Annotated in this window: 21 protein-coding genes; 9 read left to right on the plus strand and 12 right to left on the minus strand. The window is 55.4% G+C overall.

From position 1 onward, the window contains the following. Nucleotides 1-66 precede the first annotated feature (66 nt). Together FU672_RS10510 and pepT are read right to left on the minus strand one after the other, a co-directional pair. Nucleotides 67-558 (minus strand): REP-associated tyrosine transposase, encoded by a 492-nt coding sequence (locus FU672_RS10510; RefSeq protein WP_148243206.1) that lies wholly within the window; start codon nt 556-558, stop codon nt 67-69. A 98-nt stretch (nt 559-656) separates the two neighbouring features. Further along, nucleotides 657-1,880, minus strand: a complete 1,224-nt coding sequence (pepT, locus tag FU672_RS10515) for a peptidase T (protein ID WP_148243207.1) — start codon at nt 1,878-1,880, stop codon at nt 657-659. A 237-nt stretch (nt 1,881-2,117) separates the two neighbouring features. On the opposite strand from pepT, the gene potA reads away from it, so the two are divergent. Genes potA through potD form a run of 4 tightly spaced genes read left to right on the plus strand, consistent with a single transcriptional unit; the run spans nt 2,118 to nt 5,926 of the window. Next, a complete protein-coding gene (gene potA / locus FU672_RS10520) occupies nt 2,118-3,266 on the plus strand; it encodes a spermidine/putrescine ABC transporter ATP-binding protein PotA (protein WP_187360801.1) in 1,149 nt (382 codons plus the stop codon). Further along, nucleotides 3,250-4,107, plus strand: a complete 858-nt coding sequence (gene potB, locus FU672_RS10525; RefSeq protein ID WP_148243209.1) for a spermidine/putrescine ABC transporter permease PotB — start codon at nt 3,250-3,252, stop codon at nt 4,105-4,107. Before potA ends, potB begins: the two co-directional genes overlap by 17 nt. Continuing rightward, nucleotides 4,104-4,895: a spermidine/putrescine ABC transporter permease PotC gene (gene potC, locus FU672_RS10530; protein WP_014169603.1), complete on the plus strand. Its 792-nt coding sequence runs from the start codon at nt 4,104-4,106 to the stop codon at nt 4,893-4,895. The genes potB and potC overlap by 4 nt, the downstream gene beginning before the upstream one ends. Then, entirely contained in the window at nt 4,892-5,926 is a 1,035-nt protein-coding gene (gene potD / locus FU672_RS10535; protein WP_148243210.1) for a spermidine/putrescine ABC transporter substrate-binding protein PotD, read from the plus strand. Before potC ends, potD begins: the two co-directional genes overlap by 4 nt. Before the next feature lie 47 nt (nt 5,927-5,973). On the opposite strand, the gene FU672_RS10540 is transcribed toward potD, so the two are convergent. Next, the gene (locus tag FU672_RS10540; RefSeq protein ID WP_148243211.1) at nt 5,974-7,203 is read right to left on the minus strand and encodes an EAL and HDOD domain-containing protein; all 1,230 of its coding nucleotides are present in this window, start codon (nt 7,201-7,203) and stop codon (nt 5,974-5,976) included. A gap of 237 nt (nt 7,204-7,440) precedes the next feature. On the opposite strand from FU672_RS10540, the gene FU672_RS10545 reads away from it, so the two are divergent. Continuing rightward, the gene (locus FU672_RS10545; RefSeq protein WP_148243212.1) at nt 7,441-9,372 is read left to right on the plus strand and encodes a methyl-accepting chemotaxis protein; all 1,932 of its coding nucleotides are present in this window, start codon (nt 7,441-7,443) and stop codon (nt 9,370-9,372) included. A gap of 45 nt (nt 9,373-9,417) precedes the next feature. Here the strand turns inward: FU672_RS10545 and cobB are convergent, their stop codons facing one another. The 5 genes from cobB to lolC are packed head-to-tail and all read right to left on the minus strand — an operon-like array spanning nt 9,418 to nt 14,356. After that, nucleotides 9,418-10,239, minus strand: coding sequence for a Sir2 family NAD+-dependent deacetylase (gene cobB, locus FU672_RS10550; protein WP_148243213.1), 822 nt, complete (start codon nt 10,237-10,239; stop codon nt 9,418-9,420). A gap of 14 nt (nt 10,240-10,253) precedes the next feature. Beyond that, nucleotides 10,254-11,165, minus strand: a complete 912-nt coding sequence (gene nagK / locus FU672_RS10555) for an N-acetylglucosamine kinase (protein WP_148243214.1) — start codon at nt 11,163-11,165, stop codon at nt 10,254-10,256. Between the two features lie 53 nt (nt 11,166-11,218). After that, nucleotides 11,219-12,463 (minus strand): lipoprotein-releasing ABC transporter permease subunit LolE, encoded by a 1,245-nt coding sequence (gene lolE / locus FU672_RS10560; RefSeq protein WP_148243215.1) that lies wholly within the window; start codon nt 12,461-12,463, stop codon nt 11,219-11,221. Further along, on the minus strand, nt 12,463-13,164 hold the full coding sequence (lolD, locus tag FU672_RS10565; protein ID WP_010429765.1) for a lipoprotein-releasing ABC transporter ATP-binding protein LolD: 702 nt from the start codon (nt 13,162-13,164) through the stop codon (nt 12,463-12,465). The genes lolE and lolD overlap by 1 nt, the downstream gene beginning before the upstream one ends. Then, a complete protein-coding gene (gene lolC / locus FU672_RS10570; RefSeq protein WP_187360797.1) occupies nt 13,157-14,356 on the minus strand; it encodes a lipoprotein-releasing ABC transporter permease subunit LolC in 1,200 nt (399 codons plus the stop codon). The genes lolD and lolC overlap by 8 nt, the downstream gene beginning before the upstream one ends. 256 nt (nt 14,357-14,612) lie before the next feature. Between lolC and FU672_RS10575 the strand changes: the two genes are divergently transcribed. The 3 genes from FU672_RS10575 to ldtC all read left to right on the plus strand — a co-directional run bounded on the left by FU672_RS10575 (nt 14,613) and on the right by ldtC (nt 20,396). Continuing rightward, entirely contained in the window at nt 14,613-15,686 is a 1,074-nt protein-coding gene (locus FU672_RS10575) for an acyltransferase family protein (RefSeq protein WP_148243217.1), read from the plus strand. A gap of 149 nt (nt 15,687-15,835) precedes the next feature. Continuing rightward, the gene (mfd, locus tag FU672_RS10580; protein ID WP_148243218.1) at nt 15,836-19,282 is read left to right on the plus strand and encodes a transcription-repair coupling factor; all 3,447 of its coding nucleotides are present in this window, start codon (nt 15,836-15,838) and stop codon (nt 19,280-19,282) included. Between the two features lie 148 nt (nt 19,283-19,430). Beyond that, the gene (gene ldtC, locus FU672_RS10585; RefSeq protein WP_148243219.1) at nt 19,431-20,396 is read left to right on the plus strand and encodes a L,D-transpeptidase LdtC; all 966 of its coding nucleotides are present in this window, start codon (nt 19,431-19,433) and stop codon (nt 20,394-20,396) included. A gap of 74 nt (nt 20,397-20,470) precedes the next feature. Here the strand turns inward: ldtC and bhsA are convergent, their stop codons facing one another. After that, a complete protein-coding gene (gene bhsA / locus FU672_RS10590) occupies nt 20,471-20,728 on the minus strand; it encodes a multiple stress resistance protein BhsA (RefSeq protein WP_023616599.1) in 258 nt (85 codons plus the stop codon). A 244-nt stretch (nt 20,729-20,972) separates the two neighbouring features. Here bhsA and comR point away from each other — a divergent pair, with 244 nt between their 5' ends. Further along, complete coding sequence (gene comR, locus FU672_RS10595) at nt 20,973-21,608, plus strand: TetR family copper-responsive transcriptional repressor ComR (protein WP_148243220.1); 636 nt, start codon at nt 20,973-20,975, stop codon at nt 21,606-21,608. Nucleotides 21,609-21,667: 59 nt separating this feature from the next. Here the strand turns inward: comR and FU672_RS10600 are convergent, their stop codons facing one another. From FU672_RS10600 to ycfP, 3 genes are all read right to left on the minus strand, one after another. Next, a complete protein-coding gene (locus FU672_RS10600; protein WP_008500779.1) occupies nt 21,668-22,207 on the minus strand; it encodes a glycine zipper 2TM domain-containing protein in 540 nt (179 codons plus the stop codon). Between the two features lie 193 nt (nt 22,208-22,400). After that, entirely contained in the window at nt 22,401-23,705 is a 1,305-nt protein-coding gene (locus tag FU672_RS10605) for an NAD(P)/FAD-dependent oxidoreductase (RefSeq protein ID WP_023335290.1), read from the minus strand. Between the two features lie 237 nt (nt 23,706-23,942). Continuing rightward, nucleotides 23,943-24,485: an alpha/beta hydrolase YcfP gene (ycfP, locus tag FU672_RS10610; protein ID WP_008500781.1), complete on the minus strand. Its 543-nt coding sequence runs from the start codon at nt 24,483-24,485 to the stop codon at nt 23,943-23,945. Nucleotides 24,486-24,502: the final 17 nt, after the last annotated feature.

Consider the following 24,502-nt stretch of genomic DNA (forward strand, 5'->3'; position numbering starts at 1 on the left):
TCGCCTTACCCGGCCTACAAAAGCGCGATCCCGTAGGCCCGGTAAGCGTAGCGCCACCGGGCGTTTTTATCTCCGCTCCCCCGCTGCAAAATCTTCAATTTCCCCCGCCCAATCCTCCGGATACAACCCTTCCCGCACATCGCGATGAAACGTTGAATACGGCCAGTCGATGACTTTGCTGACATAGCCATGCTTCAGCGGATTGATGTAGACGTAATCCATATGCCGCCGGTAGTCTTCTTCGTTACGGATGGTGTGCTCCCAGAAGCGTGGCTGCCATATGTGGCGCATGTCGATGTTGCGGCTAAATGTCTTTTTGATATCCCGCCAGCGAGCCGAAAAGTCACTGTCGCTTTCCGGTAAGGTCCAGATACAGTGCATATGTTCAGGAAGGATTACCCATGCGTTGATGGTGAAGGGCTTCGCACGCTTAACCGTTGAGGTGGCGGAACGCAGGGTATCAATATGACGGGTAAGCAAATCGCTCTGGCGGTTTTGCAGGTTGACGGTGAAGAACCATGTACCGCCTGGGACGTAGTGGCGACGATAGTTTGACATGGGCATTCCTTGCCTTAATGCCGGGTGGCGGCTGCGCCTTACCCGGCCTACATTCTGATCGTAGGCCCGGTAAGGCGCAGCCGCCACCGGGCTTTTTCTTAGCGTTTAGCGGTCAACTCCGCTATCCGCACTATCACCTTCACCGCTTTTTCCATCCCTTCCAGCGTCACAAACTCATGCTTACCATGGTAGTTGTAGCCACCGGTAAACAGGTTCGGGCACGGCAGCCCCATAAACGACAGCTGAGAACCGTCGGTACCGCCGCGAATCGGCTTCAGCTGCGGTTCAATATCGCAGTCGCGCATCGCCTGCTGGGCGATATCGAGAATGTGCGGATGCGCCATCACCTTATCGCGCATGTTGTAATAGCTGTCTTCGATGATCAGCTCGATATAGCAGTCAGGGTGTAACCCTTTGCCCACCTTCTTCGCAATTTCCATCATCTTACGCTTGCGCGCCTCAAAGGCTTTGCGGTCGAAATCACGGATGATGTAGTGCATCTGCGCGCTGTCCACGGTGCCTTTGATGCTGGTCAGGTGATAGAAACCTTCATACCCTTCGGTCTGTTCAGGGCTCTCTTCCGCCGGGACTTCCGCATGAATACGCGACGCCAGCGACAGCGCGTTCACCATGACGCCTTTCGCCGAACCGGGGTGAACGTTGTTGCCGACAATTTTGATCGTGACAGACGCGGCATTGAAGTTTTCATACTCCAGTTCACCGACGCCGCCGCCGTCAACGGTATAGGCCCACTGCGCGTTAAAAGCTTCCACGTCGAAGTGCTTCGCGCCCTTGCCGACCTCTTCGTCCGGCGTGAAGGCCACGCGGATATCCCCGTGCGGGATGTTTTTATCCTTCAGTACCGCCAGCGCCGTCATGATCTCCGCAATGCCCGCCTTGTCATCCGCCCCCAGCAGCGTTTTGCCGTCGGTGGTGATCAGCGTCTGGCCCAGCAACTGGTGCAGCACCGGGAACATCACGGGCGAGAGCACTTCGTCGCCAATGCCCAGCGCAATATCGCCGCCGCGGTAATTTTCCACAATCTGCGGGTTCACATGTTTACCGCTAAAATCCGGAGAGGTGTCGACATGGGAGATAAAGCCAATCGCCGGAATATCACCCTGGACATTCGCCGGCAGCGTTGCCATCACAGTGCCTTTCTCGCTTAACGTGACGTTGACCAGCCCCATGGCGCCAAGCTGCTCTTTAAGCAGGTTTAATAACTTCCACTGGCCTTCGGTGCTCGGCACCTGGCGGACACCCGCTTTAGATTGGGTATCCAGCGAAACGTACTGTAAAAAACGCTCAAGTAATTTATCCATGCAGTCACCCTCACTTTTTGTGACAACATTATCAATAAGCATCAAAACGCAAATATTGCGTCAGGTCACTTTTATCCCGCAAACGAGAATATTTTCCGTTTATATCGTTATGCGCTAATAAATGTAGCTTATGAATCAGTGACAAGGATTGGCGATTGCAGGGGATTGCCGTAGAATGTCCGCCCTCATTACGAGTCACCAAGGTGGTTACACACAAACCCCGCTTCAGTCTGCTGCCTGAGGCGTCTATATGGGACAGCGCAAAAATTGAATACACAATCCCGTTCACGTTCGCCGCTGGTGCAACTGGAACGAATTCGTAAAAGTTTTGATGGTAAAGACGTTATTTCCGACCTCACTCTCACCATCAATGACGGTGAGTTTCTGACGCTGCTTGGCCCCTCTGGCTGCGGCAAAACAACCGTACTGCGCCTTATCGCCGGGCTGGAAAACGTCGATAACGGCCATATCCATCTTGAAAACCAGGACATCACCTGGGTTCCTGCCGAAGATCGCCACGTCAATACCGTCTTTCAGAGCTATGCCCTGTTCCCGCACATGACCGTGTTTGAAAACGTGGCGTTTGGTCTGCGGATGCAAAAAACCCCGGCGAACGAGATCGAACCGCGCGTCACCGAAGCCCTGCGTATGGTGCAGCTTGAGACGTTTGCCCAGCGTAAACCCCATCAGCTTTCCGGCGGCCAGCAGCAGCGCGTGGCCATCGCCCGCGCCGTCGTCAATAAGCCGCGTCTGCTCCTGCTGGATGAATCCCTCTCGGCGCTCGATTACAAGCTGCGCAAGCAGATGCAGAATGAGCTCAAAGCCCTGCAGCGCAAGCTCGGCATTACCTTTGTTTTTGTGACCCACGATCAGGAAGAAGCCCTGACCATGTCCGACCGCATCGTGGTGATGCGTGACGGCAAAATCGAGCAGGACGGCACGCCGCGCGAAATCTACGAAGAGCCGAAGAATCTGTTTGTCGCCAGCTTCATTGGCGAGATCAATATCTTCGACGCTACGGTGATTGAGCGTCTGGATGACCAGCGCGTGCGCGCCAGCGTCGAAGGACGCGAGTGCAATATCACGGTGAATTTCCCCGTCGAAAAGGGACACAAGCTCAACGTTCTGCTGCGTCCGGAAGATCTTCGCGTCGATGAAATTCACGGCAATACCGAGGCCGAAGGGTTAATCGGCTATATCCGCGAGCGCAACTACAAAGGGATGACGCTGGAATCTGTCGTCGAGCTGGAGAACGGCAAAATGGTGATGGTCAGCGAGTTCTTTAACGAAGACGACCCTGACTTCGACCACTCTCTCGATCAGAAAATGGTTATCAACTGGGTAGAAAGCTGGGAGGTTGTGCTGGCTGATGAAGAACACAAGTAAATTCCAGAATGTGGTGATCGCCACGATCGTCGGTTGGCTTGTGCTGTTCGTCTTTTTACCCAACCTGATGATCGTTGCCACCAGCTTCCTGACCCCCGACGACGCTAACTTCGTTTCGCTGGTCTTTACGCTGGATAACTACGCACGCCTGCTCGATCCGCTCTATTTTGACGTGCTGCTGCACTCGCTCAATATGGCGCTGATTGCCACCCTTGCCTGTCTGGTGCTGGGTTATCCTTTCGCATGGTTCCTCGCGGGTCTGCCGCAAAAGGTGCGGCCCCTGCTGCTGTTTTTACTGATTGTTCCCTTCTGGACGAACTCGCTTATCCGTATTTATGGCCTGAAGATTTTCCTCAGCACAAAGGGCTACCTCAATGAGTTTCTGCTGTGGCTCGGGGTGATTGATACGCCGATCCGCATCATGTTCACCCCGAGCGCGGTGATTGTGGGTCTGGTCTATATCCTGCTGCCGTTTATGGTGATGCCGCTCTACTCCAGCATTGAGAAGCTGGATAAACCACTGCTGGAAGCCGCAAAAGATCTGGGTGCCAGTAAGTTGCAGACCTTTATCCGCATTATCATCCCGTTGACGATGCCGGGTATCATTGCGGGCTGTCTGCTGGTGATGCTCCCGGCGATGGGCTTGTTCTATGTGTCGGATCTGATGGGCGGCGCGAAAAACCTGCTGATCGGTAACGTGATCAAAAGCCAGTTCCTGAACATCCGCGACTGGCCGTTCGGGTCCGCGACCAGCATTACGCTGACGGTGGTAATGGGCCTGATGCTGCTGGTCTACTGGCGCGCCTCACGCTTGCTGAATAAAAAGGTGGAACTCGAATGATCGGTCGACTGCTTCGCGGCGGTTTTATGACCGCCATTTATGCCTATCTCTATATCCCGATCATTATTTTGATCGTGAACTCGTTCAACAGCTCGCGGTTCGGGATCAACTGGCAAGGGTTTACGACCAACTGGTACAGCCTGCTGATGAACAATGACAGCCTGCTGCAGGCCGCTCAGCACTCGCTGACGATGGCGATCTTCTCCGCCACCTTCGCCACGCTGATCGGCTCCCTCACCGCCGTGGCGCTGTACCGCTATCGCTTTCGCGGCAAACCGTTCGTCAGCGGCATGCTGTTCGTGGTGATGATGTCACCGGACATCGTGATGGCCATTTCGCTGCTGGTGCTGTTTATGCTGCTGGGCGTACAGCTTGGCTTCTGGTCGCTGCTGTTTTCCCATATCACCTTCTGCCTGCCGTTTGTGGTGGTGACCGTCTTCGCGCGCCTGAAAGGGTTCGACGTGCGCATGCTGGAGGCGGCGAAAGATCTGGGCGCCAGCGAGATGACAATCCTGCGCAAAATCATCCTGCCGCTGGCGATGCCTGCCGTGGCGGCCGGATGGCTACTCAGCTTCACCCTGTCGATGGATGACGTGGTCGTGTCCTCCTTCGTCACCGGTCCGAGCTATGAAATTCTGCCGTTGAAGATCTATTCGATGGTGAAAGTCGGCGTCTCACCTGAGGTGAATGCGCTGGCGACCATTCTGCTGGTGTTTTCGCTGGTTCTGGTGATCGCCAGCCAGGTTATTGCTCGTGATAAAACAAAATCTCAGGGGACAATGAAATGAAAAAAATGCTCGCCGCTGCGGCACTGGTGCTTGGCATGGGTGCCGCGCATGCTGATGACAGCAAAACGCTCTACTTCTACAACTGGACCGAATACGTGCCGCCGGGCCTGCTGGAACAGTTCACAAAGGAGACGGGCATCAAGGTTATCTACTCGACCTACGAGTCGAATGAAACCATGTACGCCAAGCTGAAAACCTACAAAGACGGCGCGTACGATCTGGTCGTTCCTTCCACCTACTTTGTCGACAAAATGCGCAAAGAGGGGATGATTCAGAAGATCGATAAAACAAAGCTAACCAATTTTTCAAACCTCGATCCAGAGATGCTTAACAAGCCGTTCGACCCGAATAATGACTACTCCGTGCCGTATATCTGGGGTGCGACCGCTATTGGCGTGAACAGCGAGGCCATCGATCCGAAAACGGTGACAAGCTGGGCCGATCTGTGGAAACCTGAGTACAAAGGGAGCCTGTTGTTAACCGACGACGCGCGTGAAGTGTTCCAGGTCGCGCTGCGCAAGCTGGGCTACTCAGGCAACACCACGGATCCAAAAGAGATTGAAGCGGCGTATAACGAGCTGAAAAAGCTGATGCCTAACGTGGCGGCATTCAACTCTGATAACCCGGCAAACCCGTATATGGAAGGCGAAGTGAATCTGGGGATGGTGTGGAACGGCTCCGCGTATGTGGCCCGCCAGGCCGGTACGCCGCTTGAGGTGGTCTGGCCGAAAGAAGGTGGGATCTTCTGGATGGATAGCCTGTCGATTCCGGCCAACGCGAAAAACGTGGAAGGGGCGCTTAAGCTGATTAACTTCCTGCTGCGCCCTGACGTGGCGAAACAGGTTGCCGAGACAATTGGCTACCCGACACCAAACCTCGCCGCACGTAAGCTGCTGAAGCCTGAAGTGGCTAACGATAAATCGCTCTACCCGGATGCCGAAACCATCAGCAAAGGTGAATGGCAGAACGATGTCGGTGACGCGAGCCGCCTCTACGAAGAGTATTACCAGAAATTAAAAGCGGGCCGATAAACGGTATCGCGTTCTTCCTCACGCCGTCTGTACGGCGTGAGGAAGGATTAACTGACCGCATTCTCCCCTGCCCAGATCGTCGCCTTTCTCATCGCCTCAACCACATCCTCATCCGACAGACCCAGCGCCTGACGAACTCTGGTCGCCTCGTCCCACTGCTGCTGTTCATAGTAATGGCAAAGGCTCACCATATCGGCTAACCGTCCTTCCTGGTGGCACAGCGCATTGCTCACGCTCTGCGGCACCGCAATTTGCTTCATCAACTCTGTCATCGGCAGCTCAAGGAGAGTATCGAGCAGAGAAAACAGGCCGCACATGAAGGCATTTTCAGCCAGCGCCGGTTCGTTCATCGTCTCTGCGATCAGCTCGCAGAACTTACCGCGCATCATACTCAACGGGTAAAGCTCGCTGACGGTGTCATTGCCCGCACTCGCGAGGACCACGACGGCAACAAACCGTCTCAGCTGGTTTTCCCCGAGGTATCTGAGCACTTCACTCAGGGTTAACTTGCTGAAATTACAGGCGCCAATATGTTTAAATGCGGTGTGCTTCATGTAGCGCATGATTTTCCAGGACAGCGTGAGATCGGTTTTAATCAACGACTCGACGATCCGAAAATCAGGTTTATTGCGTCCGACCTCCATTTGCAGCCGAAAAATCGCCAGCTGATTTTGCGAGAGCCGTTTATATTTAATGACCTCCGGACGGCAGAAAAAATAGCCCTGAAACAGCGAGAATCCCTCTTCCCTGTATTGGTTGAATTCCTCTTTAGTCTCAATTTTTTCAGCGAGATATTTAATATGCCCGGTCAGATGTTTACGCTCTTTCAGATACGCTTTAATTTGCGCTAAGGTGTAATTTCTGACGTCGAATTTCAGTATTGAAATATAGGGTAAAAAAGCATCCCATTCTGGTGCAAGGGTGAAATCATCAAGCGCAAATTGATAACCGTGCGCATTCATCTCCCTGACGGCCTGCAGCAGTTCAGCCCCTGGCACAGCATCTTCAAGGATCTCAATGACCACGCTCTCTTTATCCAGCGCTTCTCCACTGCGGTCAATGACCATTCGTGACGGGAAATTAATAAACGACGTGTGCGCCCCGGCGATGCGCTGGGACGGCACGCATAAAAACTGATCTGATATCATTCTGGAAGTGGCATATTCCGCCGACACATCCGGAAAACGGTTTGTCATCCCATCTCTGAAGAGCAGCTCATAGGCCACCGTCTTCATCTCAGGGTTAAAAATGGGTTGTCGCGCAATAAATCCGTACATATCCCATCCTCCTCTACACCTTTATATTTATTAGCATCCTCTTTCTACACGACGATAACGAGCATTATCGAGCACTATTTTGATTGAATGCACAAAATAAAAGCATCCACACTAATTAACAGGATTTATATGTGCAGGATTTAAATTAAATATACCTGGCGATCTACAGAAAGAGGAAAAAATATCCGATAAGGAATATGTGCCTGCCCGACATGCACAATATTACGGGAGAAGAGAATGAAAGACGCCATGGTCCGAAGACAAAAAATAAGAGTCAAGACGTTGATGCTATTGTCCATTTTCCTCACCGTGACGGTGGGCTTTACGGCAACGATCGGGTTTATGATGTGGCAGTGGATGGCGCAGCAAGAGGTTCTGGCCAAAAAACATATCCGCCAGATTGCCGAGGTGCAATCGTTACAGGTCAGCAAACAACTGGATTCTGCCCTGACTGCCGCACGGGATATGGGCAACAGCGCCCTGGCGCTGCGCGAGGCGGGCGTATCCGATCGCCAGAGCCTGAACCAGCTGCTCATCCACTATCTTTCGGCCCATCCACAGTTTCTCTCTATGTCGATGGCCTTTGAGCCCAACGCGTTCGACGATAAAGATGCCGCCTGGGCCGGTCAGAGCGGTGAAGATCCTGCCGGACGTTACGCCCGCTACGTTGACCGGGACGCCACCGGCAAACCGGCATTACACCTGCTGACGGACATCGAAACCCCCGGCAGCGGTGATTATTATCTGCTGCCGAAACAACGGCATAAAGATGTGATCATCGAGCCCTATATTTATCCCTACAACGGGGTGGACGTGATGCTCACCTCGATTGCCGCCCCCATCATGCGTGACGGTCAGTTTCTGGGCTCGGTCACCTCTGACTTCTCCCTCGCCACGCTGCAATCGACGATCGGCGCAATTAAACCGTGGAACGGCACAGGCTACGCTCTGCTCCTCTCTGCGGGTAATAACGTGGTGTCCAGCCCGGACAAACGCGCGGCAGGCAAACCTTACACAGGTCAGATTGCCGGTCATGATGTCAGCCGGGTAAACGATCCGCTACTGAAGGAGGACGTGTTCATCACCTGGCAGGACATCGCCGTCGGTAATAGCCAGACGCCGTGGAAACTCGCCATAATCACCCCGGTCAGCGAAGTGATGGCCGAAGCGCGCGCATTTTTACTGAAAGCCATCGTCCTGATGGTGTTAAGCATCGTGGCGGTTAGCCTGGTCATGGCACAGATCTTCACCCGCAAAGTTGACCGTCCGGTTGGAGGGGAACCTTCGGAAGCTGCCGGGATCGCCCTGGCCGTTGCCCGGGGGGATCTGAACAACACCATCCCGGTTCGTTCCGGGGATACCCACAGCATCTTTTATGCCCTGCACACCATGCAGATGCAGCTCAAGCGCATCGTCGATAATATCAGCGAAGCCAGCCATTCCGTGCACGGCGGCACCAGCGAAATTTCGGCGGGCAACCTTGACCTCGCCTCGCGAACCGAGGAACAGGCGGCTGCGATTGTTGAAACGGCAGCCAGCATGGAAGAGATTTCGGTCACGGTGAAGAATAATGCCGACAACGCCCATAAGGCGACCACGCTGACCGATCGCGCCGCGAGCCTCGCCGGGCATGGCGAAACGCTGGTAAACGACGTGGTTGTGGTGATCGGGGAGATTGATGAGAGCGCGCGTAAGATCGGTGAGATTAACAGCATTGTCGATGGCATCGCCTTCCAGACCAATATCCTGGCGCTGAATGCTGCCGTTGAAGCAGCACGGGCTGGCGAACAGGGGCGCGGCTTCGCGGTAGTCGCAGGGGAAGTGCGCAATCTTGCCCAGCGAAGCGCTAACGCGGCAAAAGAGATCTCTCAGCTGATAGCCGAGTCCTCAGGACGCGTAAGCAAAGGCGTTGAGCTGGTCAATGAAACCGGTGTGATGATGAAACAGGTGATTGAAGCGGTGTCGCATGTGCATCTGGTCATCAACGATATCGTTCAGGCGCTGGACGAGCAAAATCGGGGGATTAGCCAGGTGAGCACCGCCGTTAACCAGATGGACAGCACGACCCAGCAGAACGCCTCTCTGGTTCAGCAGATCTCTGCGGCAGCACTCTCGCTGGATGAGCAGGCTAAATCGCTGGAGAAGACGCTGGCATTCTTCCATTCATAAATAAACAGGCACCCGCTGGACGGGTGCCTGTTTACTCTCTTACCGTTACAGCCCTTTCAGCAACTTGTCGACAAACTCCGGGACGACCGTGCTTGCCAGACCGTAGTGTTTCTCTTCAAACTCGCTGCCCACCTGGCTTGGCTCAAGATTGAGTTCTACCGTATGCGCACCGTGCAGTCGCGCTTCGTGGACAAACCCCGCCGCCGGGTAAACATGGCCGGATGTGCCGATGGCGATAAACACGTCGGCCATCGCCAGCGCACTGTAGATCTCATCCATTCCCAGCGGCATTTCGCCGAACCAGACCACGTGCGGACGCAGGCGCGACGGAAACTGGCAGCAGTGGCACTTATCCTCTGGCAGTACATCGTCTTTCCAGTCCAGCACCTGGCCGCTCCAGGCGCAGCGAACCTTGAGCAGCTCGCCGTGCATGTGGATGATGTTCTTGTTACCGGCCCGCTCGTGGAGGTTGTCGATATTCTGCGTCACCAGCAGAAAACGATCGCCCAGCGCCTCTTCGAGCTTCGCCAGCGCCAGATGCGCCGCATTCGGCGCGACTTCAGGCTGCTGAAGCTGACGACGGCGGGCGTTGTAAAACGCCTGCACAAGATCCGGATCGCGGGCAAAGCCTTCCGGCGTGGCCACATCCTCCACGCGGTGCTCTTCCCACAACCCGTCCGCCGCGCGGAAGGTTCGAATTCCTGACTCGGCGGAGATCCCCGCCCCGGTCAGCACCACCACTCTGGGTTTATCCATCGCTTCTGGCATCATTCTGTCTCTGAAAAAAATCCGCTGGCGCAAGCGCTCGCGTAAGCGGCGTTTGTTTTTGCGAAAACGGCTGAGTCGACCCTGGCGACGCGACAGCATAGAAACCTCGTAAACTAATCGGTGAGATGAAGGAATGCGGCTCCGCGCATGCCTCCTGCGTCCCCGTGTCGCGCGCGTTCAATACGCGTCACGCGGGCAACCGGCAATAAATGTCGGGGCAAACGCCCGGACAACCGTTCCGTAATTGTTGTAAAGTTTGAAAGCCCTCCCCCGATCACCAGCAGATCCGGGTCGACGATGGTGAGAATATTTCCCAGACACACCGCCAGCAGATCCAGATAGCGCTCGACGTGCTCACGCGCCTGCGCATCCCCTTGCTCCCACAGAGTAATGATTTGAGGGGCCTCAAGTTTCTGATGATAGAAGTGTTCGTAAAGCCATGCAAACCCGCGGCCGGAGAGGTAGTTCTCAATACAGCCGTGCTGGCCGCAACCGCAGCGGGTCAGCGGGAAATCACGCCCCACCACTTCCAGGGCATCCACCGGCAAGCGAATATGGCCAAACTCTCCGGTGATGTAGTTGCGGCCGGTAATCGGCTTACCGTTGATCACAATCCCCCCGCCGACGCCGGTGCCGAGGATCAGCCCCATTACCAGCGGATAGTGACGGAATTCATCATCCCAGGCTTCAGAGAGCGCAAAGCAGTTGGCATCATTGTCTAAACGCACGTCGCGTTCAAGGAGGGCAGAGAGATCGGCGCGGAGCGGTTTACCGCTGGCGGCAGGCACGTTGGCGGCATACAGCGTGCCATCGTCGGTTTCGGGCATCCCGGGAATGCCGATGCCGACGCTGCCTTTCACGCCAAAGCGTTCATCGGCTTGCGCCACCAGCGCGGCAATCGCGGTTAAAAATTCGTCGTAGCTTTCGCGCGGCGTGGGAACGCGAGTTTCCCACTGCAGTTTGAGGTCTTTATCAAACACGCCGAGCGCAATCTTGGTGCCGCCAATATCAAATCCGTAATACATAACGCATTCCTCTTTTAACCTGGCGGCCCGAAAGCCGCTAGATCATGACGTAATTACTGGCCACTTAATACCCTCGCCGGATCAATTCGGCTTGCGCGACGCGCCGGATACCAGCTTGCCAGCAGACTCAGTAAAAGTGCTGTAACCAGCACATAAAAAACATCCAGCCAGTGCAGCTCAGACGGCAGGAAGTCAATAAAATAGATATCACCCGACAGGAACTGATGACCGATAAGCTTTTCAATCCCGTTGATAATTGGGGTCAGCTGCAGGGAAACCACCACGCCAATCACCACGCCGCACAGGCTGCCGAACAGCCCCGCCAGCAAACCGTACCAGACGAAGATGGCGCGAATAAGACCGTCTTTCGCCCCCAGCGTACGCAGCACGGCGATGTCGCCGCTTTTGTCCTTGACCGCCATCACCAGCGTCGAGACGATATTAAAGCACGCCACACCAATCACCAGCACCATCGCCAGATACATGATGGCGCGGATCATCTGGATATCACGGTACATATACCCGTAAGTGCCGATCCAGCTTTTGATGTAGACATAGTTATTGGTCACGCTGCCCGCGTCGCGTACCAGTTTGTTGGCGTTAAAGACGTCGTTCACCTTAATGGCAATACCCGTCACGCTGTCACCCATATCGAGATACTGACGCGCATCTTCCATCGGCACCATGGCGAAGCTGTGATCGAGCTGACCGCTCAGTTGAAGAATACCGGTGACGTGCAGGCGCACGCGTTTAGGCTGCTGCAGTTTGTGGTCGGCGCTGGCGTTGGGGATCATGATTGACACCCAGTCGCCCTGCTTCACCTTCAGGGCATCGGCAACGCCTTTACCCATGATGATCTGCTGCTCGCCAGCCTTAAAGTTGGCCCACGCGTCGTTCTGCACATAGTCTGGCAGCGCGCTGAGACGCGCCTCCTGAGCGGGGTTGACCCCTTTCACCTGAATGGCGCGCAGGTTTACCCCGCTTTCCACCAGCCCGGTAAAGTTGATGTAGGGCGCGGCCGCGGCAATGCCCGGTACTTTTTCGACTTTGATGAGCGCATCGCTCCAGTTCGTCCACGGCTGGTTAACCGGTTCGATCTCCCCGTGCGGCACCACCGCCAGAATGCGGTTATTCAGCTCGCGCTCAAAGCCGTTCATGGCGCTTAAGCCGACAATCAGCACCGCCACGCCCAGCGCAATACCGATGGTCGAGATGACGGAGATCAGCGACACCATGCCGCCGCGACGGCGGCCACGGCTAAAACGTAAACCGATGAGTAACGATAACGGTGACGCCATTACTCTGCTCCCATCAGGGTCAGTTCCGCGTTCAGATGGCCGTCGCGCATCTCAAGCTGACGCCCCATGCGTTTTGCCAGTTGCAGATCGTGGGTTACGACCAAAAATGCGGTCCCCTGCGAGGCGTTCAGCTCGCCCAGAAGCTGGAAAATACTGTCCGCATTGCGCGCGTCGAGGTTACCGGTAGGCTCATCCGCCAGCACCAGACGCGGGTTGTTGACCAGCGCACGGGCAATCGCCACGCGCTGGCGCTCGCCGCCGGAAAGCTCCGACGGACGATGGTTACCGCGATGACCCAGCCCTACCGCTTTCAGCATGTCGCTGGCGCGAGCGTTAATTTCTGCCGGTTTCTTTTTGCCAATCAGCAGCGGCATCGCCACGTTTTCCAGCGCCGTGAAATCCGGCAGCAGGTGGTGGAACTGGTAGATAAAGCCCAGCTCGCGGTTGCGCAGCTCGGCCTTCGCCGCTGAGGACATTTTGCTCATCGGCTGGCCGGAGAAAATCACGTCGCCCTCGGTTGGCGTATCCAGCCCGCCCAGCAGATGCAGCAGCGTACTTTTGCCCGAGCCGGAGCTGCCGACAATCGCCATCATCTCGCCTTCACCTACGCTAAAGCTCACATTGTGCAGCACGTCGGTTTGCACAGTGCCTTCCTGATAGCGTTTGGACAGGTTGTCGCATTGCAACAGGATCTTATTCATAACGTAAAGCCTCAGCGGGTTGAGTGGCGGCAGCGCGCCAGGAAGGATAAAGCGTAGAAAGCAGCGCAATGGCCATCGCGGCCAGCGCAATACCGACCACCTGCAGTGGCTCGATAGCCACCGGCAGCGCCGCGCCATCAAGCAGGGCGCCGATGATCGGCATTAAGTTATTAAGCTGGCTGGCAAGCAATGCCCCCAGCACGGCGCCGAGCAGCGCGCCGATGATACCGGCACTGGCCCCCTGCACCATAAAGACCGCCATGATCTGACGCGGCGTAAGCCCCTGAGTTTGCAGAATGGCGACTTCGCCCTGCTTCTCCATGACCATCAGGCCCAGCGAGGTGATGATGTTAAATGCGGCCACGGCCACGATCAGGCTCAGCAGCAGCCCCATCATGTTTTTTTCCATCCGCACGGCCTGGAACAATTCGCCTTTACGCTCGCGCCAGTCCTGCCATTTGGTGCCGTCCGGCAGTTTTTGCTGGCTGAGGGTATCGACCTTCAGCGGCGCGTCGAGCCACAGACGCCAGCCGGTGATATTCCCTGCCGGGTAGCGCATCAGGCGTGAAGCGTCCTGGATGTTAACCAGCATCTGGTAGCCATCGACTTCGCTGTTGGCGGCAAAGGTACCAATCACGTTGAACAGGCGCTGGCTTGGCAGGCGCCCCATCGGCGTAAACTGGCTGGCTGAAGGTACCATCACGCGCAGCTGGTCACCACGGTTGACGCCAAGCTGGCCGGCAAGCTGCTCACCCAGAATCACGTTGTATTTTCCGGCTTCCAGATCGGTCTGCTTCACGTTAACCAGATACGGCGTCAGCGGATCGTTTTGCGCCGGGTCGATACCCAGCATCACGCCGACCGCCACGCTGCGGGCGCTTTGCAGCACCACGTCGCCGGTCGTCAACGGCGCTACGCGCGTGACACCCTGTAACTTCGCCGCGCTTTCGGGCAGCTGTTGCGGGTTTACCGAACCGTTGGATGATGAGAGAAGGGCCTGCGGCATCAGCCCCAGGATATTGTTTTGCAGCTCGCGTTCAAAGCCATTCATGACGGAAAGCACCGTCACCAGTGCCATCACGCCAAGCGTAATGCCAATAGTCGAAAGCCAGGAGACAAAGCGACCGAAGCGGTCCGCGGCGCGCCCACGCATATAACGTAAGCCTATGAAGAGTGCGACAGGTTGATACATGAAATCCGTCTGTTTGCTGATAGCAGACCCACGAGTATATAAGCGAATCCGTTAAGCGTAAATGACTGAAACAGTAAGCTTTGGTAATCATTTTTCTGAAAAATTCAGATAAATCAGAGTGCTATTGTCTGAATGCTCGCCTCGCAACCTCCACCTTTTCCGAAAAACCTCCTGATACAGACTGTTACCCATTACATCCTGGTTTCGTTTTACAACAATTGCTCGTTCGTTTATGGCAATAAGGTAGTGGCGAACAATGAAGCAAAAAGCATTATGGATTAACCAGATAAAGGGGCTGTGTATCTGCCTGGTGGTTATCTATCATTCGGTTATCACATTTTATCCGCATCTGATCGGGCTGCAACACCCGCTCTCCGGCCTTCTCGCCAAATGCTGGGTCTATTTTAACCTCTATCTCGCACCGTTTCGTATGCCGGTCTTCTTCTTTATCTCCGGTTACCTGATCCGTCGTTATATTGACGAGGTGGACTGGCGAACCAGTCTCGACAAACGGATCTGGAGCATTGTCTGGGTCCTGGCGCTGTGGGGCGTCCTGCAATGGCAGGCGTTGACCCACCTGAACGCCTGGCTGGCGCCCGAGCGTGAGCTTGCCACCTCGTCGAACGCGGCCTACGCCGACTCGTTCTCAGGATTTGTGCTGGGGATGGTCACCGCCAGCACCAGCCTGTGGTATCTGTATGCCCTGGTGGTCTACTTCACGCTGTGTAAACTGCTGAGCCGCTGGAAGCTGCCGGTACTGGGACTGCTGGCGCTAGCAAGCATCGTGATTAACTTCCTGCCGCTGCCGTGGTGGGGGATGAACAGCGTGGTACGCAACATGATCTACTACAGCCTCGGGGCGTGGTATGGCGCTGAGCTGATGGCGTGGATGAAAAGCGTCAACCTGCGCCGCATCTGGCTGGCAAGTGGCGCTTTCGCCGCCGTCTCCGTGGTGCTGTGGTTTGCTAACGTTCCGCTGCTGCTCTCATTGTTGTCGATTGTGTTGATCATGAAACTGTTCTACAGCCTTGAGCTGCGCTATGCCGTTCACCCGAACAATCTGCTGAATGTGATTGGCTCAAATACCATTGCGATTTATACCACCCACCGTATCTTAATTGAGGCTTTTAGCCTGTTCCTGATTGGCGAGATGAATGCCGCCTGGTGGCCGGTCTGGGCAGAGCTGGGCTTGATTCTGGTCTACCCGTTTGCCAGCCTGCTTATCTGTACCCTTGCCGGGCTCGGGGTGCGTAAAATCTCCACCGCGCTGTTTGGGGACGTTTTCTTCTCTCCTCCGTCTACGCTGACCCTGTCACCTTCGACGCGTTAATGCCCTCTCCGCCCCCGTTTCGGGGGCGTATCGTCCCGCCGTGCGGTTACGATTTGCTTATGTAAAACGATCGAGGATAATAAAGACATTGCGTATCAGTGATATGCCCCAATACTGTTGGTATATCCATAAGAGACTCTGACATAGCCATGCCTGAACACTATCGTTATTCCTTGCCTGTCAAAGCGGGCGACCAGCGCCAGCTGGGTGAACTCACGGGCGCGGCGTGCGCCACACTGGTGGCGGAAATCGCCGAGCGTCATCCAGGACCGGTGATTCTGGTTGCCCCGGATATGCAAAACGCTCTGCGCCTGCACGATGAAATCCGCCAGTTTACCGATAGCCTGGTGTTCAGCCTGGCCGACTGGGAAACGCTGCCCTATGACAGCTTCTCTCCGCATCAGGAGATCATCTCCTCGCGCCTGTCGACGCTCTATCAACTCCCGACCATGCAGCGCGGCGTGCTGATTGTGCCGGTGAATACCCTGATGCAGCGCGTCTGTCCGCACAGCTATCTGCATGGTCACGCACTGGTGATGAAAAAAGGCCAGCGCCTGTCCCGTGATGCCCTGCGCGCGCAGCTTGACGGTGCTGGTTATCGCCACGTCGACCAGGTGATGGAGCACGGGGAATACGCGACCCGTGGCGCGCTCCTCGATCTTTACCCAATGGGCAGCGACCAGCCGTATCGTCTGGACTTTTTCGATGATGAAATCGACAGCCTGCGCGTATTCGACGCCGACACGCAGCGCACGCTGGAGGAAGTTGAGTCCATCAATTTACTGCCCGCGCATGAGTTCCCCACGGACAAAACCGCTATCGAACTGTTCCGCAGCCAGTGGCGCGATAAGTTCGAGGTGAAGCGCGACGCGGAACATATTTATCAGCAGGTCAGCAAAGGCACGCTTCCTGCCGGGATCGAATACTGGCAGCCGCTGTTCTTCAACGAGCCGCTGCCAGCCCTGTTCAGCTACTTCCCGGCGAATACGCTAATTGTAAACACCGGGGATATCGACGCCAGCGCCAGCCGCTTTGAAAGCGAAACCCGCGCCCGCTTCGAAAACCGTGGCGTTGATCCGATGCGTCCGCTGCTGCCGCCAGAAGCACTGTGGCTGCGCACCGACGAGCTCAACGCCGAGTTGAAGCGCTGGCCGCGCATCCAGCTTAAAACCGATTCGCTTACCGATAAGGCCGCTAACACCAACCTCGCCTTCCGGACGCTGCCGGACCTGGCCGTTCAGGCGCAGCAGAAATCCCCTCTCGATAATCTGCGCAAGTTCCTGGAATCCTTTACCGGTCCGGTGGTGTTCTCCGTTGAGAGTGAGGGCCGCCGCGAAGCGTTAGGTGAGCTGCTGGGACGCATTAAAGTGGCGCCGAAGCGCATCCTGCGTCTGAGCGAAGCGACCGGAAACGGTCGTTACCTGATGATTGGCGCCGCCGAACACGGGTTCATCGACACGCTTAACAACCTGGCACTGATTTGCGAAAGCGACCTGCTGGGTGAGCGCGTCGCGCGCCGTCGTCAGGACAGCCGTCGGACCATCAACCCGGACACGCTGATCCGTAACCTGGCCGAGCTACACCCGGGCCAGCCGATTGTTCACCTGGAACATGGCGTTGGGCGCTATCAGGGGATGACCACGCTGGAGGCCGGTGGCATCAAAGGTGAATACCTGATGCTGACCTACGCTAACGACGCCAAACTGTATGTTCCGGTGTCGTCCCTGCATCTGATCAGCCGCTATGCGGGGGGCGCTGAAGATAATGCGCCGCTGCACAAGCTGGGCGGCGATGCCTGGGCGCGCGCGCGCCAGAAGGCTGCGGAAAAAGTGCGCGACGTGGCAGCCGAGCTGCTGGATATCTACGCCCAGCGCGCGGCCAAACAGGGCTTCGCCTTTAAGCATGATAAAGAACAGTACCAGCTGTTCTGCGACAGCTTCCCGTTTGAAACCACGCCGGATCAGGCCCAGGCCATCAACGCCGTACTGAGCGACATGTGCCAGCCGCTGGCAATGGACCGCTTAGTCTGCGGCGACGTCGGCTTCGGCAAAACCGAAGTGGCGATGCGCGCCGCCTTCCTTGCGGTGGAAAACAACAAGCAGGTAGCGGTGCTGGTGCCGACCACCCTGCTCGCTCAGCAGCACTTCGACAACTTCCGCGACCGTTTCGCCAACTGGCCGGTACGTATCGAGATGCTCTCGCGTTTTCGCAGTACCAAAGAACAGACCCAGATTCTGGAACAGGCCAGCGAGGGTAAAATCGATATTCTGATCGGCACCCACAAGCTGCTGCAAAGCGATGTGAAGTGGAAAGATCTGGGGCTGTTGATCGTCGACGAAGAGCACCGCTTCGGGGTGCGTCATAAAGAACGCATCAAAGCGATGCGCGCCGACGTCGATATCCTGACCCTGACCGCCACGCCTATCCCGCGAACCCTGAACATGGCGATGAGCGGCATGCGCGATCTGTCGATTATTGCCACGCCACCGGCGCGCCGTCTGGCGGTAAAAACCTTTGTCCGCGAGTACGATAATCTGGTGGTGCGTGAGGCCATTTTGCGTGAGGTTCTGCGCGGTGGCCAGGTCTATTACCTCTACAACGACGTGGAAAACATCCAGAAAGCGGCGGACAGGCTGGCGGAGCTGGTGCCGGAAGCGCGCATAGCTATCGGTCACGGGCAGATGCGCGAGCGCGAGCTGGAACGGGTAATGAACGACTTCCACCACCAGCGCTTTAACGTGCTGGTGTGCACCACCATCATTGAGACCGGGATCGATATTCCGACAGCGAACACCATCATCATTGAACGCGCGGATCACTTTGGTCTGGCGCAGCTTCACCAGCTGCGCGGCCGCGTCGGGCGTTCGCACCATCAGGCCTACGCCTGGCTGCTGACACCGCATCCGAAAGCGATGACCACCGACGCGCAAAAGCGTCTGGAAGCCATCGCCTCGCTGGAAGACCTCGGCGCAGGCTTTGCGCTGGCCACACACGATCTTGAGATCCGCGGTGCCGGCGAGCTGCTGGGTGAAGACCAGAGCGGCTCCATGGAAACCATCGGCTTCTCGCTCTATATGGAGCTGCTGGAAAACGCGGTTGATGCCCTGAAGGCCGGACGCGAGCCGTCGCTGGAAGATCTCACCAGCCAGCAGACCGAGGTTGAGCTGCGTATGCCTTCCCTGCTGCCGGACGATTTCATTCCGGATGTGAATACCCGACTCTCATTCTACAAACGCATCGCCAGCGCGAAGAAGGAGAACGAGCTGGAAGAGATCAAGGTTGAGTTGATCGATCGCTTTGGTCTGCTGCCCGATGCGGCGAGAAATTTGCTGGATATCGCAAGACTGCGCCAGCAGGCGCAAAAGCTGGGGATTCGCAAGCTCGAAGGCAGTGAAAAAGGCGGCGTGATTGAATTCGCCGAGAAGAATCACGTCAACCCAATGTGGCTAATCGGCCTGCTGCAAAAACAGCCGCAGCATTTCCGTCTGGATGGTCCAACCCGTCTGAAATTTACCCAGGAGCTGACGGAGCGCAAAATCCGTATGGAGTGGGTGCGTAACTTTATGCGTCAGCTGGAAGAGAACGCGATCGCATAACCTTCCTTCCCCCTGTTAGCCCTGCGCTACGGGGGGACAATTTACAAACTCTTTGCACTTCCCCCGATCTTCCCGACACATCCATTCGCCATAATTATATTTAACGCCTTATAAAACAATAACCTTATCATTTATATGGATTATAGTGATGATGACTTCTTCGCGTTTTACTCGCTGGATGACCCTGTTTGCGCTGGCAGCCACCGTCGCGGTTGCGCTTCCCGCTCGGGCAAACACCTGGCCCCTTCCCCCTCCCGGCAGCAAGGTGGTGGGAGAAAACCGCTTTCATGTGGTTGAAAATAATGGTGGTTCACTGGAAGCCATTGCCAAAAAATATAACGTCGGTTTTCTGGCCCTGCTGCAGGCGAACCCTGGCGTCGACCCGTATGTCCCGCGCGCGGGCAGCGTACTGACCATCCCGTTACAGACTATCCTGCCGGACGCCCCGCGCGAGGGGATGGTCATAAACCTGGCCGAACTGCGTCTGTACTATTACCCGCCGGGTAAAAACGAAGTGACCGTCTACCCTATCGGTATTGGTCAGCTGGGCGGCGACACCCTGACGCCGACGATGATCACCACCGTCTCGGACAAACGCGCGAATCCAACCTGGACCCCGACGGCCAACATTCGTGCCCGTTATAAGGCCCAGGGCATCGATCTTCCTGCCGTAGTGCCGGCAGGCCCGGATAACCCGATGGGGCACCACGCGATCCGCCTGGCGGCATACGGCGGTGTCTACCTGCTGCACGGCACGAATGCGGACTTTGGCATCGGCATGCGCGTCAGCTCCGGCTGTATTCGTCTGCGCGATGACGATATCAAAACGCTGTTTAACGTCGTTACGCCGGGAACCAAAGTGAATATTATCAATACGCCGATTAAAGTTTCAGAAGAGCCCGGCGGCGTGCGACTGGTTGAGATTCACCAGCCGTTATCAAAAAACATTGGCGATGATCCGCAGACGCTGCCCATTAACCTGAATGCCGCGATGGTAAGCTTCAAAACGAATGCGAATACCAATAGCGTGGTAATGGAGCGGGCGATGGAAGCGCGGTCAGGCATGCCGACCGATGTCACCCGGCATCACGACGTCGTCCAGCAGTCGATGTAAATCAGAAATAAAAAACGCCCTGCTCAGCAGGGCGTTTTTTATTGCAGTGGCATAAATGAGGGTTTATGCCCGGCTTATTTGTAGATGACAGCAGTACCGTGCAGAGTGTTAGGACCGGTCACAGAGGTGATGCGGTAAGATTTTGCACCCATCTCTTGCGCTTTTTGTGCCAGCTGATCTTCCAGGGAACCCAGGTTAGTACCGGCAGACGCCGAGATTGTCCCAACTTTATGCTGGTCAGCAGGAGTGGATTGCACTTGTACAGCAGCAAAGCTTGCGAAAGAGAGTGAACTCAGGACAGCGGCAGCGATGAGGGTTTTTACGTTTTTCATGATGTTTACCTTTAGCAGATGAATTTGGAGGTCGTTAATCATTTAGTTAACGATCGATAGGTAAATCATAAATGTGATCCAGCTCACGCGTCAACATAATTTTATAACGAGCGTTAACTTAATTTTAAATTTGTTATTTTTCATACATATATGATTAATTTATTTTTAAGCATTCTGCACTGGTGGTGGGTTGCGTTTATTTTTATAATGGTCATTCACCAAACCAACTGAGGACCAACGGCAAATGACAACCGACGTCACGAGTTGTGCGAAGAAAAGCCGTGGCCGACCAAAAGTGTTTGACAGGGATGCAGCGCTTGATAAGGCCATGACTCTCTTCTGGCAACATGGGTATGAAGCAACCTCGCTTTCCGATCTGGTAGAAGCCACCGGAGCCAAAGCGCCGACGCTGTATGCCGAATTTACCAATAAAGAGGGGCTGTTCAGGGCGGTGCTGGACAGATACATTTCGCGGTTTGCGGCGAAACACGAAGCCCAGCTGTTCTGTGAAGAAAAAAGCGTTGAACAGGCGCTTCGCGACTATTTCACCGCCGTCGCGACCTGTTTCACCAGTAAAGAGACGCCTGCGGGCTGCTTTATGATTAACACCTCTGCCACCCTTGCGGCGTCCTCTAAAGAGATTGCCAATACGGTGAAATCGCGACATGCCATGCAGGAGGAGACGCTCAGCGCATTTCTGGCGCAGCGCCAGCAGCGCGGTGAAATCCCCGCGCAATGCAACCCTCAGCTGCTGGCGCAATACCTGAACTGTATTTTGCAGGGGATGTCGATCAGCGCCCGTGAAGGGGCCACGCTGGAAAAACTGCAGAACATTAGCGAAACCACGCTGCGGCTGTGGCCTGAGCTACTGAAAATCTGACGCAAAAAAAAGCTCCTCAGCCTGAGCGCATGAGGAGCTAAATTCAGAGAACATCTTTTTTACACTTTGTTATTCAGAACCAGCTGGCCATTTCCATCCAGTGGAATTTGCGTGCCCGGGTCTTTATCCATGCGGATTTTGCCCTGCTGATCGCCAATTTTGTACGTCACGTCATAACCCAGCATTTTTTCCGACTTGTCATAGACGGTTTTGCAGCGTTGCTGAGTCGTGGTGTAGGTATCATTATCCTGCATCGCGCCCTGCACCTGGTTACCGGCATAGCCGCCACCCAGCGCGCCGACCACGGTCGCCACGTCTTTACCCCGGCCGCCGCCAAACTGGTGACCAATCACGCCACCCGCTACCGCACCCAGAACAGAACCGGCAATGCGGTTTTCATCCTGTACCGGACGACGGTGCGTCACGGAGACGTTGCGGCACTCCTGACGAGGGGTTTTCACGGTTTCTTTAATCGGTGTAGCAGAAACCACCTGTGCATACTGCGGGCCGCGATCTAATACGTTGAGACTGGCAACGGCAGCCACACCTAACGCAGCCGCGACGCCAATCCCTATACCCGCCAACATTGATTTATTCACGGGACTTCCTCCTTTGTTGCTATTGGTAACAATTTTGCAATGGAGGCAACGCTTCGCCAATAAGATAAAGGATCAAAAAAGGAGCATTGGGAGGAGATATATTGTATTTAGGAGAACTCTTAAGCACTCAAACTGTGATCTACAGCATGAAATGCTAAAAACTCCCTCCGGAGGGTCCGGAGGGAGTGAAAGATTAGTGAAGCTTCAGACGCGGACGGATCACGCGGTTGATTCTGCCCACCAACATCATCAGCCCGGTTTTGAAGTAGCCGTGCAGTGCAATCTGGTGCATACGGTACAGGGAGATATATACGAAGCGGGCAATGCGCCCTTCTACCATCATTGAGCCACGCATCAGGTTACCCATCAGGCTGCCGACGGTAGAGAAGTTTGACAGCGACACCAGTGAACCGTGGTCTTTGTAGACATAGGCTTTCATTGGCTTGCCTTTGTACTGCGCCAGAATGTTGTGCAGCACCAGGCTTGCCATCTGGTGTGCGGCCTGGGCGCGCGGCGGCACGAATCCACCTTCAGGACGCGCGCAGGAGGCACAGTCACCGATAGCAAAGATTTCAGGGTCACGCGTGGTTTGCAGCGTTGGCTCGGTTACCAGCTGGTTAATGCGGTTCGTTTCCAGACCACCGATCTCTTTCATAAAATCAGGCGCTTTGATACCTGCCGCCCAGACCATCAGATCCGCTTTGATATACTCGCCGTCTTTGGTGTGCAGACCGCCTTCGTCGGCGCTGGTCACCATGGTCTGCGTCAGCACCCGCACGCCCAGTTTAGTGAGCTCATTGTGCGCCGCACCGGAAATACGTGGAGGCAGCGCAGGCAGAATGCGTTCACCGGCTTCAACCAGCGTGACGTTCAGCGCCTCGTTAGTTAACCCTTTATAACCGTAGCTGTGCAGTTGCTTCACCGCATTGTGCAGCTCCGCTGACAGCTCAACGCCCGTCGCACCGCCGCCGACAATGGCGATATTAACCTTACCGTTCGCACCCATATTGCTGGTGTACTTCAGGAACAGGTTCAGCATTTCCTGATGGAAACGACGCGCCTGGTGCGGGTTATCGAGGAAGATACAGTGCTCTTTCACGCCCGGCGTGTTGAAATCGTTGGAGGTACTGCCCAGCGCCATGACCAGCGTGTCATACGCCAGTTTACGCTCAGGAACCAGCAGTTCCCCTTTTTCATCACGCAGCTCTGCCAGGGTGATGGTTTTGCTTTCACGGTTGATGTCCACCACCGATCCCAGCTGGAACTGGAAATGATGGTTGCGCGCGTGCGCCAGATAGCTGAGCGCGTCCACGCCCTCGTCCAGAGAGCCGGTCGCCACTTCGTGCAGCAGCGGTTTCCACAGGTGGCTGTGGTTACGATCCACCAGCGTAATTTTGGCTTTTTTACCGCGACCCAGCTTCTTGCCCAGCTGTGTAGCCAGCTCCAGCCCGCCAGCACCACCGCCTACAATCACTATCTTTTTCAATGGCGTAGTCAACGTGACCCCCTCAAATTATTAACCAATTGTTAATTAAAAGTTATAAAAATAACCCTTAATTAACAACAGGTTACAGCACTGAAACCATTCAGGTGCATTGAGAATACCACGTCAGGCGCATTGGTCATACCAAAATTGATATGCATCAAGTTTTGATGGCTTAAAAGTAGACAATTCTGGTCAAAAAGAAAGCCCGGCACGCTTTCGCGGCCGGGCTTTGATGCCTGCGGGTAAGGATTAACCCAGCGTTTTAAACGCTTTGATACGCTGCAGATGCGGGGAGATGTTTTTGAACTTGTGGGTCTGTTCTTCGTCCCAGACGATCTCATAGTAATGATGCAACAGCTCTGCTGCCCGATGGCTGTTGAGCGCTTCATCATTACGTGAAAGGATCACCAGGCAGCGGTCGCGGTTTTTCTCACGAAAATTGCTGACGCACTTAGTCGCAATATCGACATACTCTTCCGGGCGGTCAATTTTGCCTTCCATGTTCTCGTTCGGGAACAGGTTAGGATTGAACACCACCTGGCGAATGTCGCACAGGAAGCCAATCCGCTCCGCCCAGTAGCCGCCCAGCCCCACGCCGCAGATCAACGGGCGGTCGTCGACGTTGAGCTGCAACATCTTGTCCACCTCTTTGAGCAGATGCTGCATATCATGCTTCGGATGGCGCGTGCTGTAGCTGATCAACCGTACATCCGGATCGATAAACTGCAGCTGCAGCACCTTCTCATGATTACCAGGACTGTTTGAGTCAAAACCGTGTAAATAGATGATCATCGTCTTCTCACCACGCT

This window comes from Enterobacter asburiae (assembly GCF_008080435.1).
GTDB lineage: Bacteria > Pseudomonadota > Gammaproteobacteria > Enterobacterales > Enterobacteriaceae > Enterobacter > Enterobacter asburiae_C.